Annotated in this window: 19 protein-coding genes and 1 tRNA gene; 13 read left to right on the forward strand and 7 right to left on the reverse strand. The window is 65.3% G+C overall.

Annotated elements, in window-relative coordinates; all coding sequences use genetic code 11:
* The first annotated feature begins 1 nt into the window (after nt 1).
* The 7 genes from GGQ90_RS05455 to GGQ90_RS05485 all read left to right on the forward strand — a co-directional run bounded on the left by GGQ90_RS05455 (nt 2) and on the right by GGQ90_RS05485 (nt 10,044).
* Complete coding sequence (locus GGQ90_RS05455) at nt 2–2,698, forward strand: exo-rhamnogalacturonan lyase family protein (RefSeq protein ID WP_188081201.1); 2,697 nt, start codon at nt 2–4, stop codon at nt 2,696–2,698.
* Between the two features lie 173 nt (nt 2,699–2,871).
* Nucleotides 2,872–3,717 carry a class II aldolase/adducin family protein gene (locus tag GGQ90_RS05460; protein WP_188081202.1) on the forward strand — a complete coding sequence of 282 codons (846 nt, stop codon included), beginning with the start codon at nt 2,872–2,874 and terminating at the stop codon, nt 3,715–3,717.
* Nucleotides 3,717–4,679: an ABC transporter substrate-binding protein gene (locus tag GGQ90_RS05465; protein ID WP_188081203.1), complete on the forward strand. Its 963-nt coding sequence runs from the start codon at nt 3,717–3,719 to the stop codon at nt 4,677–4,679. The genes GGQ90_RS05460 and GGQ90_RS05465 overlap by 1 nt, the downstream gene beginning before the upstream one ends.
* A 41-nt stretch (nt 4,680–4,720) precedes the next feature.
* On the forward strand, nt 4,721–7,219 hold the full coding sequence (locus GGQ90_RS05470) for a TonB-dependent receptor plug domain-containing protein (RefSeq protein ID WP_223178105.1): 2,499 nt from the start codon (nt 4,721–4,723) through the stop codon (nt 7,217–7,219).
* Between the two features lie 13 nt (nt 7,220–7,232).
* A complete protein-coding gene (locus GGQ90_RS05475; protein ID WP_188081204.1) occupies nt 7,233–8,597 on the forward strand; it encodes an LLM class flavin-dependent oxidoreductase in 1,365 nt (454 codons plus the stop codon).
* A gap of 41 nt (nt 8,598–8,638) precedes the next feature.
* Nucleotides 8,639–9,319 (forward strand): DOPA 4,5-dioxygenase family protein, encoded by a 681-nt coding sequence (locus tag GGQ90_RS05480; RefSeq protein ID WP_188081205.1) that lies wholly within the window; start codon nt 8,639–8,641, stop codon nt 9,317–9,319.
* Entirely contained in the window at nt 9,319–10,044 is a 726-nt protein-coding gene (locus tag GGQ90_RS05485) for an SDR family oxidoreductase (RefSeq protein ID WP_188081206.1), read from the forward strand. Before GGQ90_RS05480 ends, GGQ90_RS05485 begins: the two co-directional genes overlap by 1 nt.
* Nucleotides 10,045–10,072: 28 nt before the next feature.
* On the opposite strand, the gene GGQ90_RS05490 is transcribed toward GGQ90_RS05485, so the two are convergent.
* Nucleotides 10,073–10,585: a thioredoxin family protein gene (locus GGQ90_RS05490; protein WP_188081368.1), complete on the reverse strand. Its 513-nt coding sequence runs from the start codon at nt 10,583–10,585 to the stop codon at nt 10,073–10,075.
* A gap of 159 nt (nt 10,586–10,744) precedes the next feature.
* On the opposite strand from GGQ90_RS05490, the gene epsC reads away from it, so the two are divergent.
* Genes epsC through GGQ90_RS05505 form a run of 3 tightly spaced genes read left to right on the forward strand, consistent with a single transcriptional unit; the run spans nt 10,745 to nt 13,345 of the window.
* Nucleotides 10,745–11,674, forward strand: coding sequence for a serine O-acetyltransferase EpsC (gene epsC, locus GGQ90_RS05495; protein WP_188081207.1), 930 nt, complete (start codon nt 10,745–10,747; stop codon nt 11,672–11,674).
* A gap of 22 nt (nt 11,675–11,696) precedes the next feature.
* Entirely contained in the window at nt 11,697–13,088 is a 1,392-nt protein-coding gene (locus tag GGQ90_RS05500; protein WP_223178106.1) for a YeiH family protein, read from the forward strand.
* The gene (locus GGQ90_RS05505; RefSeq protein ID WP_188081209.1) at nt 13,085–13,345 is read left to right on the forward strand and encodes a hypothetical protein; all 261 of its coding nucleotides are present in this window, start codon (nt 13,085–13,087) and stop codon (nt 13,343–13,345) included. Before GGQ90_RS05500 ends, GGQ90_RS05505 begins: the two co-directional genes overlap by 4 nt.
* Here GGQ90_RS05505 and GGQ90_RS05510 read toward each other — a convergent pair.
* From GGQ90_RS05510 to GGQ90_RS05535, 6 genes are all read right to left on the reverse strand, one after another.
* Entirely contained in the window at nt 13,309–13,701 is a 393-nt protein-coding gene (locus GGQ90_RS05510; RefSeq protein WP_188081210.1) for a 4Fe-4S dicluster domain-containing protein, read from the reverse strand. The two genes, GGQ90_RS05505 and GGQ90_RS05510, sit on opposite strands and share 37 nt — an antisense overlap.
* A complete protein-coding gene (locus GGQ90_RS05515; protein WP_188081211.1) occupies nt 13,698–15,293 on the reverse strand; it encodes an FAD-dependent oxidoreductase in 1,596 nt (531 codons plus the stop codon). The genes GGQ90_RS05510 and GGQ90_RS05515 overlap by 4 nt, the downstream gene beginning before the upstream one ends.
* On the reverse strand, nt 15,290–16,642 hold the full coding sequence (locus tag GGQ90_RS05520; RefSeq protein WP_188081212.1) for an LLM class flavin-dependent oxidoreductase: 1,353 nt from the start codon (nt 16,640–16,642) through the stop codon (nt 15,290–15,292). The genes GGQ90_RS05515 and GGQ90_RS05520 overlap by 4 nt, the downstream gene beginning before the upstream one ends.
* 768 nt (nt 16,643–17,410) lie before the next feature.
* Nucleotides 17,411–17,487, reverse strand: a tRNA-Pro gene (locus GGQ90_RS05525).
* Between the two features lie 192 nt (nt 17,488–17,679).
* A complete protein-coding gene (hutC, locus tag GGQ90_RS05530; protein ID WP_188081213.1) occupies nt 17,680–18,399 on the reverse strand; it encodes a histidine utilization transcriptional repressor HutC in 720 nt (239 codons plus the stop codon).
* Nucleotides 18,396–19,751, reverse strand: a complete 1,356-nt coding sequence (locus tag GGQ90_RS05535) for a formimidoylglutamate deiminase (protein ID WP_188081214.1) — start codon at nt 19,749–19,751, stop codon at nt 18,396–18,398. Before GGQ90_RS05535 ends, hutC begins: the two co-directional genes overlap by 4 nt.
* Nucleotides 19,752–19,847: 96 nt before the next feature.
* Between GGQ90_RS05535 and hutI the strand changes: the two genes are divergently transcribed.
* The 3 genes from hutI to hutG are packed head-to-tail and all read left to right on the forward strand — an operon-like array spanning nt 19,848 to nt 23,382.
* Nucleotides 19,848–21,047 carry an imidazolonepropionase gene (hutI, locus tag GGQ90_RS05540; RefSeq protein ID WP_188081369.1) on the forward strand — a complete coding sequence of 400 codons (1,200 nt, stop codon included), beginning with the start codon at nt 19,848–19,850 and terminating at the stop codon, nt 21,045–21,047.
* Nucleotides 21,044–22,573, forward strand: coding sequence for a histidine ammonia-lyase (gene hutH, locus GGQ90_RS05545; protein ID WP_223178107.1), 1,530 nt, complete (start codon nt 21,044–21,046; stop codon nt 22,571–22,573). Before hutI ends, hutH begins: the two co-directional genes overlap by 4 nt.
* Nucleotides 22,570–23,382, forward strand: coding sequence for an N-formylglutamate deformylase (hutG, locus tag GGQ90_RS05550; RefSeq protein WP_188081215.1), 813 nt, complete (start codon nt 22,570–22,572; stop codon nt 23,380–23,382). The genes hutH and hutG overlap by 4 nt, the downstream gene beginning before the upstream one ends.
* The last annotated feature ends 6 nt before the right edge of the window (nt 23,383–23,388 follow it).

Raw genomic sequence — 23,388 nt, forward strand, 5'->3', positions numbered from 1 at the left:
CATGTCCCTCTCCCGCCGCGCCCTGCTCCAGTCCAGCCTGTTGGGTGGCGCCGTGCTCGCCTTGCCGACACCGGCGCGCGCCGCGAAGACCGTGCTGGCAACGGATGTGCATTGGCTGGACGGCAGCCCACCGGCCTGGGACGGCGGCCAGAGCTGGGGCACGCCCTGGCCCCGCGGCACGCTGCGCGGGACGGACAGGCTTCAGGCGCATGGTGCGGATGGTATCGCGCTGCCGCTGCAAAGCTGGCCGCTGGCCTATTGGCCGGACGGATCGATCAAATGGAGCGGCCATGCGCTGCCGGCGATGATCGACAGAGCCGCCTCCCATGTCTCGATCGGCATCGGACGCAATCCGGCTCCAGTTCATCCCGTCCGGGTCGAAGAGCAGGCTGATGCCGTGCTGGTGCATGTTGGCACGACGTCCTGGCGACTACCGCGCACGGGCAGCGCCATCATCGCTGCGGCAGAACGGAATGGCCAAACCCTGCTGCGCAATGTTCATCTTCTGGCCAGCGCCCAGAATGCGGCGTCCGACGAGGAATCGGAAAATCTGTCGATCGAGCGCTACACCGGCCGGATCGACGCGCTGACCGTCGAACAAAGCGGTCCGGTCCGTGCCGTCGTCAAGGTGGCAGGCAGCCATGTCGGCAACGGGCGCGAATGGTTGCCCTTCAGCCTGCGCCTCTATTTCACCGCCGACAGTCCGGCCGTCCGCATCGTCCACAGCTTCATCTGGGATGGCGACGCCGATCGCGATTTCCTGCGCGGTCTCGGCATCCGGGCGCAGGCGCCGATGGCCGCGCCGTTGCACGACCGGCATGTCCGCATCGCCACCGACGACGGCCTGTTCAGTGAAGCGGTGCGACCACTCACGGGCCTGCGCCGCGATGTCGGCGAAGCCTTCCGTCAGGCGCAGATTGACGGGCGCGCAACCCCATCGGTCGACACGCTGCCGGATCGGCTGCGCCAGTTGCTCGACAGTATACCGGCATGGGGCGATTTCCGGCTGTTCCAGGGCAATGCGCAGGGTTTCACCCTGACCAAGCGCACCCGCAAGGGGCGTGCGCCGATCCAGTCGCTCGAAGGCGATCGCGCCCGCGGGCTGGCCTATGTCGGTACCCCATCGGGCGGCGCGGCGATCGGCATGGCCGATTTCTGGCGACGCCATCCGGTCCAGCTCGACATTGACGGGGCGGCGGGGGACGCGGCTGACCTGACCGCCTGGCTGCATGCACCCGATGCGCCGGCGATGGACATGCGCTCCTATCGCGACGTGCTGGGGATGACCGACTATGCCCGCCAGAATGACGGGCTGGACATGACCTATGAGGATTATGAACCCGGCTGGGATCAGGCCAGGGGCATCGCCCGCACCAATGAATTGTGGCTCTGGGCGCTGCCCGCGACGCCCGATGCCGCAACGCTGGACAGCTATGCCGCCCAGGTGGCCCGCCCCGCCCGGTTGCAGGTCCAGCCGGATCGCATTCATGCCGCCGGCGTGTTCGGCGATTGGGCGCCGCGCACGACCAGTGGTGCCTTATCCCTGGCGATCGAGCGACAAAATGACCTGCTGATCGACCATTATCGCGACGAGATCGACCGGCGCCACTGGTATGGTTTCTGGAACCATGGCGATGTGATGCACGGCTATGACAGCGACCGGCATCAATGGCGCTACGACATTGGCGGCTATGCCTGGGACAATAGCGAATTGTCGACTGACCTGTGGTTCTGGTACAGCTATTTGCGATCGGGACGGGCGGATATATTCCGCATGGCAGAAGCGATGACCCGCCACACCGGCGAGGTCGATGTCTATCATTCCGGCCCCTGGGCTGGCCTTGGCACGCGCCACGGCGTCCAGCACTGGAGTGATAGCAGCAAGCAGCCGCGCGTATCCAACGCTGCCTATCGCCGTATCTTCTATTATCTGACCGGCGACGAACGGGTCGGCGACCTGATGCGTGTGCTGGTCCATTCCGACCGCGTGCTGCAACGTGTGGATATTGGCCGCAAGGTTGCCGATCGAGCGCCGGAATCGTTACCGCCCGGCGGCGTCGGCGCCGTCGTCAAACCCGCAGGATTGCCGGAAGGGGTGATACAACTGTCCTTCGGCACAAGCTGGGGCAGCCTGGTCGCGGCCTGGTTCACCGAATGGGAACGTACCGGCGACCGCCGCTGGCGCGACCGCATTCTGGCGGGCATGAACAGCATCGCCGCCCTGCCCCGCCAATGGTGGGCCGGCGGCGCCAATTTCGATCTCGCCAGCGGCCGCTTCGTGTCCGGAGGCGATCATATCAGCGTCAGCCACCTCAATGCGGTCTTCGGCATTGTCGAAATCATGGCCGAACTTCTGCCGCTGGTCGATGCGCCCGGCTATCGGGCGGCCTGGATCGACTATTGCAAATGGTACAATGCTCCCGCCGACCAATGGGAAAGGCGTTTTGGCGAAGCGCCACGTGGCCATAATCTGCGCCAGGCCCATTCGCGCCTGACCGCCTATGCCGCGCATGCCTTACAGGATCCGGCGCTGGCGGCGCGCGCCTGGAGCGAATTTCAGGATGGCGAACTGAAACCGGGTCTGACGACCGTGCAGGCGGGCGACGGCATCATGGAGATTGCCGGCCTGTCGACGAACGGTGCGGCCCAGTGGGGGCTGGCGGCGATCCAGAATCTCGCCCTGACCCCACCGGATTGAGCATGTCGATCAACAATCGATAAATTGCGGGAATAATTAAAATAGAAAAATCATAATCAAATAAAATTCACCTATTCAATCTTACAATTCGAAAGACGTCATAGTCATTTGATACATATCGCGGGACATATCTAAAAATCATCACCAGCCACGTTTGCCAACGAGAGCGGTGAATGACGATAATATCCCAAGTTCATGCGGACGATTTGGTGCGACCGGCGCTACTGCGTCCTCGCATCCATGATGTCCCCCGCGATGGTGATGCGCCACGACCAGAGGCTGGAACGGCGGGAAGCTCGGTTGCGGACGAGCGACTGCACCGCAAGCAGCAACTGGCCGCATCGCTGCGCCTGCTGGCCCAGCATGGCGTCGAGCCTGGCCTGGCCGGTCATCTAAGTGCCCGCGATCCTGAACATACCGACCATTTCTGGGTCAACCCGGTCGGCGTCCCCTTTTCCCATATTCGGGTATCGGACCTGCTGCGGATCGACGGCGACGGGCGCGTGGTCGAGGGTGACGGCCCGGTCAACATCTCCGGCATCCCCTATCATCATGCCGTCCAGCGCGCCCGGCCCGACGTCGTCGGGATCGTCCACGCCCATAGTTTCCATGCCAAGACCTGGTCCGCCTTCCGGCAACCGGTCGAGCCGATCATCGCCGACCTCGCCGCCTTTCATGAGGATCAGGTGGTCTTCGTGCCTGACCGATCATCGGACGCCGGCGCTGATCGAGACGCCGTCGCGCAGCAATTCGTCCGGGCGCTGGGCGATCGCAACATCCTGCTCTGGGCCAATCATGGTCACTGGACCGTCGGCAACAGCGTCGAAAGCGCGGCCTGGCGCTTCATCGCCTATGAAAGCGCCGCCCGCGTGCAACTGGCGGCGCGGGCCGCCGGAACGCCGATCGTCGATCCACCGTCGCAGCTTCCCTCTCCCGACCAACGGGAAGGATGGGCCTGGCTCAGCTTCCTGCCCTATTGGGACGAGATCGTCCGCGCGCAGCCCGATCTGCTCGACTGATGCCCGGCCCGCTCTATTCCCGGCGGACGCTGCTGGCCGGCACCGCTGCCCTGACGCTGGCCGGATGCGGCGCTGCCACGGAACGGGCATTGTCCGACGTGACCCTGAGCGTCTGGCGCTACAAGACAACCGCTGGCAATTTCATGGCGGCGGCGGGACAGGCCGACACGCCCTACCAGGTCCGTTATGTCGACCTGCCCGGCGGCCCGCTGGTGCTCAATGCCTATGCCGCCGGCGCGCTCGACTATGCCTATATGAGCGAAATCCCGCCGGCTTTCGCGCTACAGTCGGGCACGCCGCTCAGGCTGATCGCAACCCACCAGGGCGACGTGAACAATAGCGGCGTGCTGGTGGTGAAGGGATCGAGCGCACGGCGCTTTTCCGACCTGCGCGGACGCACCATCGCCTACACGCCCAACACCAACAATCATTATTATCTGCTCAAGCTGCTCGAAGCACATGATCTGCGCCTGTCGGACGTCCAGGCGATCGGCCTGCCTGCCAATGATGCCAACGCCGCCTTCACACGTGGTCATGTAGAAGCAACGGTCACTGGCGGCATTTCCGCCTTGCTGACCGAAAGCCTGCTCGGTGGACGCTGGATCGTCCGGTCGGTCGCTGGCCTCTATTCGGGCAATTTCTGCATCTCTGCCCATCCGGCCGCGTTGGCCGATTCGCTAAAGCGTGCAGCAATCCGCGACTATCTGCGCCGGGAACAGGCGACCTGGCAATGGATCGACCAGAACCCGGACCGCTGGGCCGACCTGTCGGCAACCCTCAGCAGCCAGCCCGCCGCCTTGTTCCGGCGCCTGGCCCGCGAGGCAAGCCGGCCCGCCCTGATCGTCCCGCCCGCCAAAGCGGCGATCGCGAGCCTGCAGCATGTCGCTGACGATCTCGCCCGCTTCGCGCTGGTGCGGGATCGCCACGACCTGTCGGCGCTGTGGGAACCGGGCCTGATCTGATCGGGCGGACAGCCACGAACATCTCAAAAAAGGGGGAATTTATGCAATATGATATGAGCCGGCCGACCTTTGGCGCGCTGCGCCGACTATGGCTTTCCACCGCGACCCTGGCCGCACTTGGAATCGGTTCCCCGGTGCACGCTCAGGCACTGCCCGTTCCGGCAGCCGCCCCGGCCGATGCCGAGGGGACGATCGTCGTCGTCGGCAACCGCAGCCGGGCCACTACCGCGCTTGAAAGCCCGGTGCCGATCGACGTGATCGACGAGAGCCAGTTGGCGACATTGGGTGCCAACAGTTCGCTGCGTGACGCGCTGGGCGTATTGCTGCCCAGTTTCAACTCGCTGACCGTCAGTTCCTCTTCCTGGAACAGCGTTGCGCGCCCGGCCGGCCTGCGCGGCCTGGGCGGTTCGCATGTGCTGGTGCTGGTGAACGGCAAGCGACGCCACAATAGTTCCTTGCTCAACCTGTCGACCGGCAGTGTCGACCAGGGCGCCAATTCGGTCGATATCGACCTGATCCCGGCGGCCGCGATCAAACGGATCGAGGTGCTGCGCGACGGCGCCGCCGCCCAATATGGATCGGACGCGATCGCCGGCGTCATCAATATCGTGCTGAAGGATGACGACCATGGCGGCACGCTGACGGTGAACGGCGGCAAGCGCTACAGCTATCGCGGCAACTCCGATGGCCGCAATATCGAGGCAGGCGGCAATATCGGTTTCAAGCTGGGGCCGGACGGGTTCGTCAACATTGCCGCCAGCGCCAAGGACAATAATCATGCCCGCCGCGCCATTCCAGCAACCGGCGCCTTTTATTATCCGCTGGCGAGCGGCCAGCCCGACCCACGCGAGAGCCGGGACAAGACGGTGTTCACCGGCGGCCTGCCCGACCTGCGCGCCCTGACGGTCCTCTATAATGCGGAACTGCCGCTCTCGTCGGCCGCCACCCTCTATTCCTCCTCGACCTGGTCGACCCGCGAGGCAATCATCGGGCAGAATTTCCGCCGTCCCAATTCCACCAATGCGGTGCTGTCCATCTATCCCGATGGCTATGCGCCCAACTACACGCTGGACGAGAATGATTTCCAGATCCTCGCCGGGATCAAGGGCGAAGCGGGTGGCTGGAGCTGGGATCTGTCCAGCACCTATGGCGAGAACCGGTCGAAGAACGGCTCTACGGAGAGCCTCAACGCTTCGCTAGGCGACGCAAGCCCCACCGAATTCTGGACCTTCACCGCGAAATTCGCGCAATGGACCAACAATCTCGATATTTCCAAGGGCGTGGATATCGGCCTGGCCGAGCCGCTCAAAATCTCCTTCGGGGCCGAGCATCGCTATGAGCGCTTCCAGACCATCGCCGGCGACCCGGAAGCCTATGCCAACGGCCTCTACCAATATCCGGCCGGCACGCCGCTGGCCGGCCGCTATGCCACCATCGGCGCGCAGGGGGCGATCGTGCTCACGCCCGAGGATGCGGCCAAGCTCAGCCGCAACAGCTATGCCGCCTATGTCGACCTGGGCCTCAATCCGGTGCCGCGCTGGTTCATCGGCCTTGCTGGCCGGGCCGAACATTATGACGACAGCGCCGGTGACACGCTGAACGGCAAGTTCACCACCCGCTACGACTTCACCGACCATTTCGCGATTCGCGGCACGATCAGCAACGGCTTCCGCGCGCCCTCGCTGGCCCAGTCCGCCTTTGCCCAGACGTCGAACCAATATACCACCGTCAACGGGGTCCAGACCTTCATCACCGCCAAATCGGTGCGGCCGGGCACGCCGATCGGCGACGCGCTCGGCGCCAAAGCGCTGACGCCGGAGAAATCCTTCAACCTCAGCGCCGGGTTCACCTACAGGCTGGGCACGCGTTTCAACCTGTCGGTCGACGCCTATCAGATCAAGCTGGACGATCGTATCGCCCAGACCGGCTATCTGACCGGCGCGGGCGTCAGCGCCATCCTGGTCGCCAACGGTTTCGATCCCAATTATTCGGTGCGCTATTTCGCCAATGCAATCGACACCCGGACCCGCGGCGTCGAGGCGGTCGCCAACTATCTCCAGCCGCTGGGCGAGGACAAGTCGATCCGCTTCACGCTCGGCTACAACTACAACAAGACCAAGATCACGCGGGTGGCCGACAATCCATCGGAGCTGGCCGCGCTCAACCTCACCTTGTTCGATCGTCAGGCGCAGGGCTATATCGCCGGCAACCTGCCGCGATCCAAACTGATCCTGGGCCAGGATCTCAAGCTCGGCAATCTGCAGCTCAACCTGCGCGAGACCCGCTACGCCAAGGTGGCCTTCCTCGGCACCACGGCCGCGACCGACCAGTTCTACGGCGCCAAGTGGATCGCCGATATCGACCTGTCCTTCCAGGCCACGAAGAATATCAACGTCGCGATCGGCGCGAACAATTTCTTCGACACCTATCCCGACAAGAACACGCTGGCGGATACCAACGGCTTCCCGCCCTATCCGGCCCAGTCCCCGTTCGGCTTCTATGGCGGCTATTATTATGGCCGCCTGTCCTTCAGCTTCTGATGGAGACACAGGCATGACCCACCCCTCCGGCACGCTCAAGCTCGGCGCCTTCCTGTCGGGGCACGGCTCGCACAATGCGAGTTGGCGCCTGCCGGAGGCGGATGTCGATGCCTCGCGCAGCTTTGCCCCCTATGCCCGCGTCGCCCAGAAGCTGGAACAGGGGCTGTTCGACGCGATCTTCCTCAACGACAGCGTCGCCATTCCCGACCTCGATGCGGACTCCCTGGCCCGCACGGCACAGGGGATGCGCTGGGATCCGTTGACGCTGCTCCCCGCCCTGGCCGTCGTCACCAGCCGGATCGGCCTCATCAGCACGGCCAACACCACCTATAATGAGCCCTATACGCTGGCGCGCCGGCTCGCCTCGCTCGATCATCTGAGCGCGGGACGGGCCGGCTGGAACCTGGTCACTTCGCTCGGCGGCGGCGAGAATTTCAACCGCGAAGACCATGTCCTGCATGCCCAGCGCTATCAGCGCGCGGAGGAGTTTTTCGACGTCATCACGGGCCTGTGGGACAGTTGGGAGGATGACGCCTTCGTCCAGGACAAGCAGAGCGGCATCTGGGCCGATCCCGCCAAGATCCACCGGCTGGATCACAAGGGCACGCATTTTTCGGTGCAGGGACCGCTCAACGCGGCGCGTCCGGTCCAGGGCTATCCGGTGATCGCCCAGGCCGGTTCATCCGATGACGGCCGCGAACTGGCGGCGCGGACGGCGGAAATCATCTTCACCGCCGCCCAGACGATCGACGAGGCGCTGGCCTTCGCCACCGACATCACCGCCCGCCTCGGCCGCTATGGCCGCAAGCGCAGTGATGTGCGCATCCTGCCCGGCATATCGGTCTATGTTGGCCAGGATGCCGAGGAAGCCCGCGCCCGCTACGAAGCACTGCAGGATCTGCTCGATCCGGTTTCCGCGCTCAAAGGCATATCCCGCTTCGTCAATATCGGCATCGACCTGTGGACGCTGCCGTTGGACGAACCGGTCGTGCTGCCCGCCGCAATCCCGGTCACCAACACGCACAAGAGCCGCCAGCAACTGGTGATCGACCTGATCCGCCGCGAACAGCCGACCGTGCGGCAATTGCTGCGCAAGATGGTCGCCGGCGGGCACCGCATCCTGTTCGGCAGCGCGCGCGACATTGCCGATGACTTTGAGCATTGGTTCCATGCCGGCGCGGCCGACGGGTTCAACATCATGTTCCCCGACCTGCACGGATCGGTCGACCGTTTCGTCGAGGAGGTCGTCCCCGAACTGCAGCGGCGCGGGCTGTTCCGCACCGCCTATGAAGGCGCCACGCTGCGCGACAATCTGGGCCTCAACCGCCCGGACAACCGCTTCACCCGTCCCCAGCCAGTGACGGCTGTCAGGAACTGAGCGGCGCTTCATCCCCAAAATCTAAGAACAAGGAACCGGACATGTCCCAGACCCATGACCCGATCGACCAGCATTGGGCCGATCTTCTCTCCCCCGGCCGGCGGCAATTGCTGCGCGCCGGCGGGCTGGCCGCTGCCGGTGGCCTGATCGGGGCGCCGGCCTTCGCCGCCGCTCCTGCGCCCTCTCCTGCCGCCATCGCCGCCCATACGGGCAAGAGTCCCTGGGGCTATGCCACCGCCACGGAACCGACGCCCCGTCCCCTGGCGGTGCGCCCCGGCGAGGAGCATGGCCTGCCCGATCGGCCACGCGCCTATACCGATATCAAAAGCTATCACGCCCATATCTATTTCGATGAGGATAGTTACGAGAAGGCGGTCCGCATCCGGCAATGGACCGCAGAACGCTTTGCGGTGGAACTGGGCAACTGGAATGCGGAACCGCGCGGGCCGCATGTCACGCCGTCCTTCTATTTCGGCTTCGGCACCGACCTGCAACCGCTGATCCTGCCCTGGCTCCAGCTCAACAGCCTGGGCCTGACCATATTGGTCCATCCCAATACCGACGATCCGCGCGCCGACCATCTCCATTATGCGCTGTGGGTGAACCGGTCACAGCCGGTCAACGCCTATGGCATGAAGAAACCGAACCTAGCGGCAGGCGAACCGGCCGTGGAACAAATCTATCCCAATACCCGGCCGACGGTCGCGATCGAGCGTAGCTGATGGGCGCTGCGAGGGAACAAGCCGGCCGGCATTACGCCATCGTCGGCGGTAGCAGCGGCATCGGTCTTGCGCTGGCGAAATTGCTGGTCGCGCGCGGCGACAGGGTGCTGATCGGCGGACGATCGCCCGACCGACTGGCCAGCGCAATCGCGACATTGGGGGAGCAAGCTTCCTCCCGTCCCATCGACACCGGCGATCGCGCGTCGATCGCCGCCTTCTTCGCCGATGCGCCCGCGCTCGACGGACTATTCACCCCGGCCGCCAGCTATCGCACCGGTGCCTTTCGTGACGGCGATGTTGACACGAGCGAGGCACTTTTCGACGCGAAATTCTGGGGCCAATATTGGACCGTCCACGCCGCTTTGCCAGTGCTGAAGCAGTCAGCATCGATCGTGCTGATGTCGGGTGCGGCCTCGGTCAGGCCGATCGGTGCGCCAGCCTATGCCGCCTGCAATGCAGCGCTGGAGGGATTGGCCCGTGGCCTCGCGTTCGAATTGTCCCCGATCCGTGTCAATTGCCTGTCGCCCGGCACCACCGACAGCGACCTATGGCGCGGTCGCCCCGCGCCGCAGCGCGAGGCCGCTTATGCCCATTGGAACGGGCTTTGCCTGACGGGGCGCCCCGCCCATGTCGAGGAACAGGCGCAGGCCGCCCTGTTGCTGCTCGACAATGGCAACATGACCGGCGCCACCCTGTTCTGCGATGGCGGCTACAGCTTTCGCTAGCGCTGCGCTTGTGCCGAACTTGTGCTGCTCAGATCCATTGCGCCAGCCAGTCGGCGAGTGCCTGGGGCGTCATATGACGCGCGTCGGCCAAGGCCGACAGGCGATCGCGGTTCAATAGCTTGTCGCTGCGCGGGTCGACGATCAGCAGCGCAGGCACGCCCTGCAGCCGATCCAGGCCATAATGGCGAATGATCTGCTGATTGCGGTCGAACCGGCCAACATCGACGGTCACGATCTCATAATGGCGCCGCAGGAATGCCCGGAGTTCGGGTAGTTCCATGACACCCGCGAGGATCCGGCAATCCGCACACCAATTGCCGCCAAGGTCGATGATCAGCCGCTTGCCGCTCGCCTTGGCCCGTGCCCGGGCGGCGGCCACCTGGCGGTCGGCATCGGCGTTGACGTCATAGGGCAGAGGCAAAGGCTGCGGCAGTTGTTCCAGGCTGGCGATCGATACCCGAGGCGCCCGCGTGGCAGCGGCGCCCGCCATCGTTCCCGTCAAGGCCAGCGCCGTCATCCCGGCGACGGCAATCCATTTCATCATCTGATCCTCGTTCTTTCCGCGGATACAAAACCGCAGCTTCTGGGCAACCAAGTTGATCCTCTTTTAAATCACTACAAATTTAGTAGATAAAAGCAACAGCCAAGGTCGGAGCCATGTCACGCGACACCGATCATCCCGAACGCAAGGATCATCCGCATGTCGCCTACCCCCGATTCCGACCCACTGATCGAGATCATCCGTTTTCCCGAGCAGGTCGACCTGGTGGTCGAGGGGCTGCACCAGGCCCGGCTGGACTGGCGCGCCGGGCATCAGCGCCAGGCCGAGCAAGGCGTCTATTTTCCGTCACGTCAGGCGCTGCAGCGGATCAGCCGGGAACTGGCGATCGCTCTATTTCCGTTGCGCTTCGGTCCGCCCGAACTGACCGCACAGAATGAAAATGCCTATGTCGGCGCGGCCCTTGAATCGACCCTGTCCCAGCTTGCCGCACAGATCCGACTGGAGCGGGGCTATCATGAACCCGACAGCGACCAGTCGGCGATTGCCACTCAAGTCGAGGAGATTATCGGCCGCTTCGCTGCCTATCTGCCGACGCTGCGGCGCCTGCTCGATAGTGATGTCGATGCCGGCTATGCGGCCGACCCGGCGGCACGCAGCGTCGATGAGGTGCTGCTCGCCTACCCGTCGCTGACGGCCGTCATCCACCATCGCATTGCCCACAGCCTCTATCGGCTCGGCGCTCCACTGGTCGCCCGGGTGATCGCCGAGATCGCGCATGAAAGGACCGGCATCGATATCCACCCCGGCGCGCGGATCGGCCGCAGCTTCTTCATCGACCATGGCACCGGCGTCGTCATCGGCGAGACTGCGATCCTGGGCGACCGCGTCCGCCTCTATCAGGGCGTGACGCTGGGTGGCGACCCGGACATTCCCGGCGGTCAGGCCCAACATGCGGTGGCACGACACCCGCTGATCGGCGACGATGTCATCATCTATGCCAATGCCAGCATCATCGGGCGGGTCACGATCGGCGCGGGCTCGCGGATCGGCGGCAATGTCTGGTTGCGTCAGGACGTCCCGCCGGGCAGCCTCGTTGAAGCACCGGCACCGACGATCAGGCCGATCTGAGCAACAAGAGGGGGAGACACGCATGACGACGCCCACCGGGTCCGTTTCGCCGAACGAGCCTTCTGCTGGCCCGACGGCCTGGTTCGCCAAGGAGGATGGCTGGGCGATCCTGATCGGCCTCGCCATCGTCCTCACCGGATCTGCCCTGTTCTGGAACGGAGCCAATCTGCGCTGGCTCGCGGCATTGCCACCCAAATGGTCGAGCCCGTCGCAAGTCGCAGCCGATCTCGTCACGCACTGGCCACGCTATGGTGCCCAATATCTCTTCTGGCTAGCGGCCTTCGCAATCGCCCTGCGCGCACTCGGCCGCAGCATAGGGACATTCGTGCCCGCCTTCAGCTTTCTCTATCTGGCGGCCTATGCCATCTTCGTGCTGGGGCAATGGGAAGGCGCGGTCCGCTATAATCTGGAACCGCCGCTGGTCGCCCTGTTCGTTGGCCTGGCCGTCGCCAACCTGATCGGCGTACCGCGCTGGCTGGCACCCGCCTTGCGGGGCGAACTCTACATCAAGACCGGCATCGTCCTGCTCGGTGCGACCGTCCCGCTCTCGCTGATTCTCCTCGCCGGGCCGATCGCGATCGTGCAGGCATCGATCGTCTCGATTGTCACCTTCGCCGTCATCTTCGGCATCGCCGTCCGGCTCGGCCTTGATCGCCCCTTTGCCGCGACCCTGGGTGTCGGTGGCGCTGTCTGTGGCGTTTCGGCCGCGATCGCGGTCGCCGGTGCGGTCGGCGCGCGCAAGGAACAGGCGTCCATCACCATTTCGATCGTGGTCCTGTGGGCGATCGCCATGATCTTTGCCCTGCCCTTCGTCGCGCGCGCCCTGCATCTGCCGACCGGTGTCGCCGGCGCATGGATCGGGACATCGGAATTTGCCGATGCAGCCGGTATCGCTGCCGCCCAGACCTATGGTGGTCTGGCCGGCAAGGTGGACGGGATCAGCGGCACTGCAGATCAGGCATTGCAGGCCTTCACGCTGGTCAAGGTGGTCGGCCGGGACGTCTGGATCGGCATCTGGGCGGTGGTGCTGGCGATCGTCGCAACCACGCGATGGGAAGAGCGTCCCGCCGGCAGCGCCCCCGATGTCCGGGAAATATGGCGGCGCTTCCCGAAATTCGTGCTCGGCTTCTTTCTCGCCTCAGCCCTCGTGACCGCAGCGACCGCCCATTATGACCTGGCGAGTTATAACAGGGAGGCTATCCCGAACCTGATCGCACCGATCAAGGATCTGCGCAGTTGGGCGTTCATCTTATCCTTTCTGAGCATCGGCCTTACCACTCGCATCGGCGACCTGGCGGCGACCGGCCGCAAGCCGCTGATAGCCTTTACCGCGGGTGTCGCCGTCAATCTGGCGCTGGGCTATGTCCTGTCGGTACATCTTTTCGGCGCGCATTGGGCAGGGCTCGGACAATGACCCGCCTGTCCCGGATCGCCGCCTTTCTGGCCAGTCCTGCCACCGCTGACAGTTGCACATCCTGCCACCATTTCGACCGCGCGCCGGATCGGATCGAAGACGCGATGCCCGGACTCAGCGCGCTGGCATCGGCACAGGCCTCAACCTTCGACGGCAATGGCCTGTGCCGTTTTCATGACCGGATCATCAACGGGCGGGGGCGCTGCCCGGCCTTTGTCGATCAGCCATCCTCAAACGCCGCTTTGCGCTTGGCATAGCGACGGGCGGCAATCTCGGCGCCTTCCCGCAGCAACGGTCCCAATTGCCAGAAGTCCTGCAGATGCGGCGCCTCTGGCGGTGCATCGCGATCCCAGCCATAATCATGGCGTAGCCGCCCAACCTGTCCCATGGCCAGCGCTTCAGCGGCAGACAGACCCGGTTCGCCCTCCTGCTCGGGCGCGACATAGAGGGCATCGGCCGGGCAATAAAGCTCGCACATGAAGCAGGTCTGACACTGATCCAGCCGTGCGATCAGTGGCACGCCATCGGTTCCGGCGTCGAAGACATGGGTGGGACAGGCCGCAACGCAGGCCTGGCAACCGGTGCAGCGCTCCGCGAATATCTGCGCGATCATGCGGCGATCTCCTGCGCCGCGCCCCGTTCCGGACGGGTCCAGACGCGATCCAGTCCTGCGACGAGCAAGCGGCTCTGCTGCGCCGGATCGGTCCCGGGCCGGTCTATGCGCATATGCATGCCGCGACTTTCGTCGCGCGTCAGTGCCGCCGCCAGAATCCAGCGCGCGCATGCCGCCATCGCCGCATGTTCGCGCAGGGCCACCGCGCCTCCCCCTTCCGCGTGGCCATGATCCGCGATCGTGCGCCAGATTGCCTCGACCGCGTCCCGATGCCGCACGAGCTTGTCCCCGCTGCGCCAGAGCGCCGCATCATAGCCAATGGTGGCGGCCTGGATGACCGGCAGCCCCTCGCGGGCGTCGGGAAGCCGTGCCGTGGAAGCGGGGCGCAGGCCTGCCGTGCCGGCCGCCTTTACCGGCGCATCACGTCGTCGTCCGGCCCCGCGCGCATGGGCCGCCGCAGCCGCGCCGGCGATCCGGCCGGAGGTCAGCGCCCAGGCGGCATTTTGCGCGCCGCCGCCGCTCGTCGCCCCGGCGACCAGTTCGCGCGTCGCGCTGTCACCCGCCGCATAGAGATTGGCGACGCTCGTCTCGCAGCCGTCGCCGACGATCTGCAACCCGCCGGTGCCGCGGACGGTGCCTTCGCCGAATATCCGCACCGGGAAGCGATCGCGGAACAGATCGATCCGCTTGCGCTCGAACGGCGCGAGCGATGCGGGCTGGATGCGGCGCAAGCCCCGCTTGAGGGCGTCGGGCGCGTCGGACAGGTCGGCCAGTACCGGTCCAGTCTCCAGCGCGCGGGCCAGCGCGCGCAGATGCGCCGCTTCCCCGCTCATCGGTGGCGGCACATCCAATTCGCGGCCTTCAGTATCAAAGAAGCGGGCGGCGAAATAGGGCAGCGTCCGGGTCGAATTCCAGGCCGGCGAGAGGGAATAGGATACGGAGAATTCCATGCCCGATAGCACCGCGCCGGCCTCCGCCGCCATCAGCAATCCATCGCCGCTATTGCCATGGCTACCGATCAGCCCGGACCGGAAGGCGCAACCGCCGGTCGCGATCACGACCGCGCCCGCGCGCACTGTCCAGGTCTGTTGCTTTAGCCGCGCATAGCCCGCTGCCCCCGCCACCGCTCCATCGGCATGCAGTAGCAATTCCAGCGATGGATGATGATCCAATATGGTGACACCGGCATCCTGCGCAAAGCGGCGCAGGGCACGCATATATTCGGGACCGCGCACGCCGGAATAGAAGGTGCCGCCCTTGCCATCGCCGGCGAAGGGATAATAGCCCGCCAGTTGCGGCAAGGCGCGCCAGGTCTCATCAATGATACGCGCCATCCAGTCCCGTTCGGCGAGGCCGAAGCTGCGGGCGTAACGCTCCTCGATCGCAGTTTCTCGCCGTCCCGGTTCCGGCGCGACCCACCAATGATTGGGACCACCGGTCGCCGTGACGCCGCTGGTCCCGACAAAGCCCTTGTCCACCAGCAGCACCTCGACGCCAGCCTGTGCTGCCATGATCGCCGCCCAGCAGGCGGCCATGCCGCCGCCGATGATCAGCACATCGGCGCTGCGCGTGATCGGCGCGGCTTCGCTCATTCGGCGGCAACAGCGGCGGGCGAGGGCAGGATGGCGCCGTGGCGGTTTTCCGGCACCGACAGGCCAAGATGGCCGCGCAGCGTGTCATGCGCATATTCGGTACGGAACAGGCCCCGCGCCTGCAGGATCGGCACCACGTCCTCACGGAAGCGGCGGAACGGTTCGGGCCGGGTTACCTGTAGCAGGAAGCCATCGACGGCCCCTTCCCTGAACCAGCGCTCGATCTCGTTCGCGACCGTTTCGGGCGAGCCGATGAACTGGGATCGCCAGTCGCCAAAGCGATAAGCCGCCTGGCGCAGCGTCAGGCTCTCATCCCGCGCTGTCCGGATAATCCGCTCGGCCTGTCCCTTATAGCTGTTGAGAGTGACACCGCTCAGGTCGGGAAACGGCTCGTCCAGTCCATATTGGGCGAAGTCGTGATAGTTGAACGCACGGCCGAGTTGCACCAGCAGCTTGCCAAGGTCGAGCGCGCCCCGGCCCGCGGCATCGATCGCCCGGGCCTCCTCATCGCTGTCAGCAATGATCGGCGTCAGACCCGCGAGAATCTTGATATGGTCGGGATCGCGCCCGATCGCCGTGGCGCGTGCCTTGAGGTCCGCATAATAGGCTCGCGCGCTGTCGAAATCCGCGCCGATGGTGAAGATGCCCTCAGCGACCTGCGCGCCCAGCTTGCGGCCTTCGTCGCTGTCGCCGGCCTGGAAGATGACCGGCTGCCCCTGCCGCGAACGGCTGAGCGCCAGCGGTCCTGCGACCGAGAAATGCGCGCCCTTGTGATCGAGCCGATGCTGCTTGGCCTTGTCGAGGAAGATGCCGCTTGCCCGATCGCGCGGAAAGGCATCATCCTCATAACTGTCCCACAGCCCCTGTACGACATCGACGAACTCGCGGGCACGCGCATAGCGCACGCCATGGTCGAAATGCTCGGTCCGGCCATAATTGCGCGCCGCGCCTTCAAGACCCGTCGTGACCACGTTCCAGCCGGCCCGGCCATGGCTGATATGATCGAGCGAGCCGAACTGGCGCGCGACATTATAGGGCTCCCAATAGGAGGTGGTGAGCGTGCCGACGAGGCCGATGCGCGACGTCGAGGCGGCGACCGCCGACAGCAGCGTCAGCGGCTCCAGCCGATTGAGAAAATGCGGTGCCGTATCGGGCGTGATATAGGGGGAATCGACGATGAAGACGAGGTCGAAGGCCGCCGTCTCAGCGAGCCGCGCCTGATCGATATACCAGCCGATATCGATGCTGGCGTCGCCCGGCAGATCGGGATCGAGCCAGCTCGACTGGTTGGCGCCCACGCCCTCCAGGATCGCGCCCAGATGCAGTTGGCGGTGTGTTTGGTCGGCCATCATCATCTCCCTTGGATGCGATGACCGTAACCGTGCAGGTCGCGCCCGAATAACGAGAGCTTCTCATAGGCTGTCATGAAAGGCTGATGGACGGCCCACGGAAAACATTCGCGGCCATCGACATGGCGGATTATGGGCTCGCGCTCGCCATTTTCGAACGGGCCTCCAAGTGCCTAGTTGTTTAGTCCCAGTATGTGATGGTCCGTTCCTCGACGTGCTAGAATCTCTGTCGAACGGATTGGATAGGGTGATTGCCATCCACCAGTTCTCTGGGGCCGTGCTTCAGAAGGGTATGCCGAACTGCTCAAGTTCATCGAGCGACCACTTGGCGTCTGGCCCGTTTCGAGCGAGGAAGCTCCACGCCTCAGCATGGATGGAGTTTGTGGTGGCGTGATCGCTGGCTGGCGCGCCTCTCCCGGCCTGATCCTCAAGTATCCGCTGCAATTGTCAGCGCATCCGTCGCTGAAAACGCGCTTGAGCTTGTCGGAGCCCATACCCGACGACTGACCATATGCCATGCGTAATGTCTCGACTGCCGTTCCCAAGCGGAGAGCAATAGAGCGGGCGGAACTAAAATTTCCGGTACGCAATGGTAACGACAGCATTAGGCGCGTGCCTGCAACCGTGATCTTTTTTCGCCAATAAAAGGTGCCGCCCCGCAGCGCCACGTTCGGAAATCCCATTCCGCCACCTTAAGGGGTACAACCGTGCGTACAATCATCCCACCCCATGAAGGTTGAGGCGTAAAATCAATAACTCATAGGAATTTGGTCGGGGAGACAGGATTCGAACCTGCGACATCCTGCTCCCAAAGCAGGCGCGCTACCAGACTGCGCTACTCCCCGATGCAGGCGCGCCTTAGCGGGGGAGTGTGCGCTTCGTCAATCCACCATCAGTGAAAGAACAGCCACAAAAGTATGATAATGGGGATCGGCACGCCGATCAGCCACAGCAATATGCCCTTACCCATCGCAATTCTCTCCTTCTTTTAGCGTTCTATACAAACGCGGAAGGCCCGGAGAGGTTGCGCACGCAGGTCAGTTTCCGCCGCTGCCGGACGGTCCGAAGCGGGCAACCATGTCGTAAGCGTCGGCGAGAAAAACCTGGCGGACATAGGTGATCGGATCGCCGCCGCGCCAGGTATGGCGTTCGACGCACAAGCAGGGCGCGCCGGGCACGATGCCGAGCAAGGCCGCCTCCCCCCGCGTGGCGCCAACCGCCGAGATCCGGTTTTCCGCCTCGGTCCAAGGCACATGCTGCAACAGCCAGGTGCCCGGCGAGATGCTGTCGAAATCGCCATCAACGATCGCCGGCACAGCGCGGGTCGCGATCAGGCGATGCTCCACCGCCAGCGGCCGATCGTCCGCGCAATGGATGCCGTCCAGTTCCAGCAGTTGCGCACCATTCGCCAGAGCGGCTTCCTTGTCCCGCCCCGCAATCGGGCCGCGCACCTGCCGCCGGGTCAGGCGATAGCTGTGCCGCTGGCCGCGCTCGCCGAGTTGGACGGCAAGATCGGGTATGTCCAGCACCATCGAATGAAAGCGCGGCCGGGCGACGAAGCTGCCCGCCTTCTTGCGCCGCTCGACCAGGCCGGCCGATTGCAGCGCCGACAGCGCCTTGTTCACGGTCATGCGCGAACAGCCATGTTCCTGCATCAACTCCTGCTCGGTCGGCAGGCGGTCGCCCGGCGCCAGCATGCCGGCCAGGATGCGGGCCTCGAAATCGGCGCGGATCTTTTCGTGCAGCGGCTGTTTCACGCGGTCAGTTTCTCCAGCGTCCGGCGATAACGGGTGGCGATGGCGTCGCGGGCGCGATGCCGCCCGCCGCTTACCATCTGCGCGCCGCGACGCCAGACCGTATCGATCGCCTCGCGCCCGGCGCCGAAGATCAGGCCGTCGAGCAGGCGCTCAACCGGGCGATAGGCGAGCGACGGGTGGGCAAGGTCCAGTGTGACGAAATCAGCCGACGCGCCAGCGCGCAGCCCGGCTACGACACCCAGCGCCTGCGCGCCGCCTGCTACCGCCTCACGATAAAGACGATCGCCGGTCGATACGCCCGCTTCGCGCGCCAGCACATTGCGCTGCTGCAAGCCGAGGCGCTGGCCATATTCGAGAAGGCGCAACTCCTCGGTGGCATCAATGCGGACATTGGAATCACTGCCGACGCCATAGACGCCGCCGGCGTCGAGGAAAGGTTCGGCCGGGAAGATGCCGTCGCCCAGATTGGCCTCGGTGATCGGACAAAGCCCGGCCACCGCACCGCTCGCCGCCATTGCCCGCGCCTCATCCTCGGTCATGTGCGTCGCATGGACCAGGCACCAGCGGATGCCGACCGGCGCATGATCCAGCAGCCATTCGACCGGCCGCTGACCGCACCAGGCGATGCAGTCGGTCACTTCCTTCTGCTGCTCGGCGATATGGATATGGACCGGATTATGGCCCGCGATCCGGGCGAGCAGCGCCAATTCGTCGGGCGCGACCGCGCGCAGGCTGTGCGGCGCGACGCCAACGACGGCATCGGGCAGGTTCCGCGCACCCGTGATCGCCGCCTCACGCAACCGGGCGAAGCCGTCCAGATCATGGGTGAAACGCCGTTGGCCCTCGCTCGGCGGCTGGGCGCCAAAGCCAGACCAGGCGTAGAAGACCGGCAACAGCGTCAGGCCGATGCCGCTTTCCGCCGCTGCTGCCATGATCGCCAGGCTGGTCTCCGCCGGGTTCGCATAGGGCGCGCCATCCGGGGCGTGATGCAGATAGTGAAATTCGCCGACGCGGGTGAAGCCGCTTTCGATCATCTCGACATAGGCCAGCGCCGCGATCGCCGCGATATCGTCCGGGTCCATGCGGTGGACGAAGCGATACATGAGGTCGCGCCAGGTCCAGAAACTGTCGCCCGCCGGGCCGCGCACCTCGGCCAGCCCCGCCATCGCCCGCTGGAAGGCATGGCTGTGCAGATTGGGCAGGCCCGGCAGCGCGACGGCGTGACGGATATCCTGTTCCTGCGGGGTGGAGCCTTGCTCGATCGATGCGATCGCGCCGTCATGCAGCACCATCCGGACGTCCCGCGCCCACCCCTCCGGCAGCAACGCATGGTCGAAAAACAGGGACGTCATAGACTGCAAATCTCCCGGACCGATATAATGTCTATACATTAAATATCGAATCATGCAATCTGGGCGGGAGGCCGTGAAGGGAGGCTGGCGATGACGATGATATGCGACCGGCTGTGGACCAACGCCCGGCTGGCAACGATGACCGGTACCGGGATCGGCGCTGTCGAGGACGGCGTAATCGCCGCGCGCGATGGCCGCATCGCCTACGCCGGTTCACGCGCCGATGCCCCTGCCTTCGCCCCCGTTGAGACAATCGACTGCGCCGGTCGCTGGATCACGCCGGGCCTGATCGATTGCCACACCCATCTGATCCATGGCGGCGATCGCGCCGCCGAGTTCGAACTGCGCCTAGCCGGCGCGTCTTATGAGGAGATCGCCCGAGCCGGCGGCGGCATCGTCTCGACCATGCGCGCCACCCGCGCGGCGAACGAGGCAGAACTGGTCACCAGCGCCCTGCCCCGGCTCGACGCGCTGATCGCCGAAGGCGCGGCCACCATCGAGGTGAAGTCCGGCTATGGCCTCGATCCCGAATCCGAGTTGCGCATGCTGCGCGCCGCGCGCCAACTGGGCCGCGAACGGCCGGTGCGGATCCTCACGACCTTCCTCGGCGCCCATGCCCTGCCGCCCGAATATGCCAGCGATGCCGATGCCTATATTGCGATGCTGTGCGACGATTTGCTGCCCGCCGTCGCCGCCGAAGGGCTGGCCGATGCGGTCGACGCCTTTTGCGAGGGAATCGGCTTTTCACCGGCGCAGACCGACCGACTGCTCAGCGCCGCGCGCGCGCTCGGGCTGCCGGTCAAGCTCCATGCCGAGCAGCTTTCCAACCTGCATGGCGCTGCGCTGGCTGCTCGCCATGGCGCGCTGTCGGCCGATCATCTGGAATATCTGGATGAGGACGGAATCGCCGCCATGGCCCGCGCCGGCACGGTCGCAACCTTGCTGCCGGGTGCCTATTATTTCGTGCGCGAGACGAAGCTGCCACCGATCGACGGGTTGCGCGGCGCGGGCGTGCCGATCGCGCTGGCGACCGATTGCAATCCCGGCACGTCGCCGCTCACCTCGCTGCTGCTGGTCATGAACATGGGCGCGACTTTGTTTCGCCTGACGGTCGACGAATGCCTGGCGGGCGTGACCCGCAACGCCGCGCGTGCGCTGGGCCTCGACAGGGACATCGGCACGCTGGAGGCCGGCAAGCACTGCGACCTTGCCATCTGGAACATAGAGCGCCCCGCCGAACTGGTTTATCGCATGGGGTATAACCCGCTCCATGCCCGCATCTGGAGTGGTCAATGAACGATATCATCCTCGTCCCCGGCGACGCATCGCTGGCCGATTGGCGCGCCATCTATCGCGGCGCGACGGCCCGGCTCGATGCGGGATCGGCGCCGCGCATTGCCGAGAGCGCGGCAGCGGTGGCGCGCATCCTGGCGAAGGGCGAGCCGGTCTATGGCATCAACACCGGCTTCGGAAAGCTGGCGAGCGTGCGGATCGGCGATGAAGATCTCGCCACGCTCCAGCGCAATATCGTGCTCAGCCATGCCGCCGGGACCGGTGCCCCCTCCCCCGTGCCGGTCATCCGCCTGATGATGGCACTCAAGCTCGCGAGCTTGGGCCAGGGTGCATCAGGCGTACAGCCGCAGACCGTTGCTCTGCTTGAGGCGATGCTGGTTAAGGGCCTGACCCCCGTGGTGCCGTGCCAAGGATCGGTCGGCGCCAGCGGCGACCTGGCGCCCCTGTCGCATATGGCCGCCGCGATGATCGGCGTAGGTGAAATCATGCTGGGCGAAGAGCGCCTGCCCGCCGCCGAGGTGCTGGGCCGCGTCGGCCTCGCCCCACTGGAGCTTGGCCCCAAGGAAGGGCTGGCGCTGCTCAACGGCACCCAATTCTCGACCGCCAATGCGCTCGCCGGCCTGTTCGAGGCGGAGACGCTGTTCCAGGCCGCCTTGGTCACCGGCGCACTCTCGACCGAGGCCGCCAAGGGATCCGACACGCCCTTCGATCCGCGCATTCACGCGCTGCGCCGTCATGCCGGACAGATCCAGACCGCCGATGCGCTGCGCGGCCTGATGGCCGGATCGGCGATCCGCGCCAGCCATCTGAGCGGCGACGCACGGGTGCAGGATCCCTATTGCCTGCGCTGCCAGCCGCAGGTGATGGGCGCCGCACTCGACCTGCTGCGCCAGGCGGCTACCACGCTGGCCATCGAGGCCAATGGCGTGTCCGACAATCCGCTGATCTTCCCGGAAAGCGACGAGGCGCTGTCGGGCGGCAATTTCCATGCCGAGCCGGTCGCCTTCGCCGCCGACATGATCGCGCTCGCCATCTGCGAGATCGGATCGATCGCCGAGCGGCGCATCGCCATGCTGGTGGACCCCGCGCTGAGCGGCCTGCCCGCCTTCCTGACGCCGAAACCCGGCCTCAATTCCGGCTTCATGATCCCGCAGGTGACGGCCGCCGCGCTCGTCTCGGAGAACAAGCAGCGCGCCTATCCGGCCAGCGTGGATTCGATCCCGACCAGCGCCAATCAGGAGGATCATGTCTCCATGGCCGCCCATGGCGCGCGCCGCCTGCTCGACATGGCGGAAAATGCGACGGCGGTGATCGGCATTGAATTGCTGGCGGCGGTGCAAGGCATGGACTTTCACGCCCCGCTCACCTCCAGTGCCGCGTTGGAAGGGGCGCGCGCCTGCGTCCGGGATCAGGTGCCGCACCTGACCGACGACCGTCATTTCCATCCCGATATGGAAGCGGCCAACCGCATCGTCCGCTCGGGCGCGCTGGCGGCGGCGGCCTGTCACGCCCTCCCGGTGCTGGGATGAACGACTGGCTCGACATCCGGCGGGGCGAGGCGGCGCTGATCGTCGCCTTGCCCCATACCGGCACCGATCTCGCCGATGTCGGTGACGCCTTCCGCTCACCCTGGATCGCCCGCGCCGATGCCGACTGGTGGGTGGATCAGCTTTACGCCTTCGCTTCCGATCTGGGCGCAACAACCATCCGCACCGCCATTTCGCGCAGCGTGATCGACGTCAATCGCGATCCCTCGGGCGCCTCGCTCTATCCGGGTCAAGCGACAACCGAACTTTGCCCCACGACCGATTTCGATGGCGCACCGCTCTATGCCGGCGCCGTCCCCGATGCGGCCGAAATCGACCGGCGGCGAGCCAACTGGTTCACGCCCTATCATGCCGCGCTGCAGGCGGAGATCGACCGGCTGCGCACCCGGCATGACCGGGTCGTCGTCTATGACGCCCATTCGATCCGCAGTCATGTGCCACGCCTGTTCGATGGCCAATTGCCGCAGTTCAACATCGGCACCAATTTCGGTACGACCTGTTCGCCGGACCTCACTGCCGAAGTCGCCCGCCTCTGCGCGGCAAGCGGCATGGGCCGTGTCGTCGACGGTCGCTTCCGTGGCGGCTGGACCACGCGCCATTATGGCCGGCCCGAACAGGGCGTCCATGCGATCCAGATGGAACTCGCCATGCGGGGTTATCTGCATGAACCGGCCGAGCGCACCGAGGCCAGTTGGCCGCGGCCGCTCGACCCGGCCCATGCCGCGCCGCTGACCGCCACCCTCACCGCCATCTTGAAGGCCTGCATCGCCTTCACCCGCCAGGAAGGCTGAATGCCC

It is taken from the genome of Sphingobium scionense (assembly GCF_014197035.1).
GTDB classification, from domain to species: Bacteria; Pseudomonadota; Alphaproteobacteria; order Sphingomonadales; family Sphingomonadaceae; genus Sphingobium; species Sphingobium scionense.

Excerpts from the sequence above, each read along its gene's own strand:
- GGQ90_RS05510 (WP_188081210.1), bottom strand. The coding sequence starts at position 13,701 with ATGATCGCGCAGATATTCGCGGAGCGCTGCACCGGTTGCCAGGCCTGC.
- GGQ90_RS05470 (WP_223178105.1), top strand. The coding sequence starts at position 4,721 with ATGCAATATGATATGAGCCGGCCGACCTTTGGCGCGCTGCGCCGACTA.
- GGQ90_RS05505 (WP_188081209.1), top strand. The coding sequence starts at position 13,085 with ATGACCCGCCTGTCCCGGATCGCCGCCTTTCTGGCCAGTCCTGCCACC.
- GGQ90_RS05485 (WP_188081206.1), top strand. The coding sequence starts at position 9,319 with ATGGGCGCTGCGAGGGAACAAGCCGGCCGGCATTACGCCATCGTCGGC.
- GGQ90_RS05480 (WP_188081205.1), top strand. The coding sequence starts at position 8,639 with ATGTCCCAGACCCATGACCCGATCGACCAGCATTGGGCCGATCTTCTC.
- GGQ90_RS05455 (WP_188081201.1), top strand. The coding sequence starts at position 2 with ATGTCCCTCTCCCGCCGCGCCCTGCTCCAGTCCAGCCTGTTGGGTGGC.
- hutH (WP_223178107.1), top strand. The coding sequence starts at position 21,044 with ATGAACGATATCATCCTCGTCCCCGGCGACGCATCGCTGGCCGATTGG.
- GGQ90_RS05520 (WP_188081212.1), bottom strand. The coding sequence starts at position 16,642 with ATGGCCGACCAAACACACCGCCAACTGCATCTGGGCGCGATCCTGGAG.
- GGQ90_RS05535 (WP_188081214.1), bottom strand. The coding sequence starts at position 19,751 with ATGACGTCCCTGTTTTTCGACCATGCGTTGCTGCCGGAGGGGTGGGCG.
- GGQ90_RS05515 (WP_188081211.1), bottom strand. The coding sequence starts at position 15,293 with ATGAGCGAAGCCGCGCCGATCACGCGCAGCGCCGATGTGCTGATCATC.
- GGQ90_RS05490 (WP_188081368.1), bottom strand. The coding sequence starts at position 10,585 with ATGAAATGGATTGCCGTCGCCGGGATGACGGCGCTGGCCTTGACGGGA.
- hutG (WP_188081215.1), top strand. The coding sequence starts at position 22,570 with ATGAACGACTGGCTCGACATCCGGCGGGGCGAGGCGGCGCTGATCGTC.
- GGQ90_RS05465 (WP_188081203.1), top strand. The coding sequence starts at position 3,717 with ATGCCCGGCCCGCTCTATTCCCGGCGGACGCTGCTGGCCGGCACCGCT.
- GGQ90_RS05500 (WP_223178106.1), top strand. The coding sequence starts at position 11,697 with ATGACGACGCCCACCGGGTCCGTTTCGCCGAACGAGCCTTCTGCTGGC.
- hutI (WP_188081369.1), top strand. The coding sequence starts at position 19,848 with ATGATATGCGACCGGCTGTGGACCAACGCCCGGCTGGCAACGATGACC.
- epsC (WP_188081207.1), top strand. The coding sequence starts at position 10,745 with ATGTCGCCTACCCCCGATTCCGACCCACTGATCGAGATCATCCGTTTT.
- GGQ90_RS05475 (WP_188081204.1), top strand. The coding sequence starts at position 7,233 with ATGACCCACCCCTCCGGCACGCTCAAGCTCGGCGCCTTCCTGTCGGGG.
- GGQ90_RS05460 (WP_188081202.1), top strand. The coding sequence starts at position 2,872 with ATGACGATAATATCCCAAGTTCATGCGGACGATTTGGTGCGACCGGCG.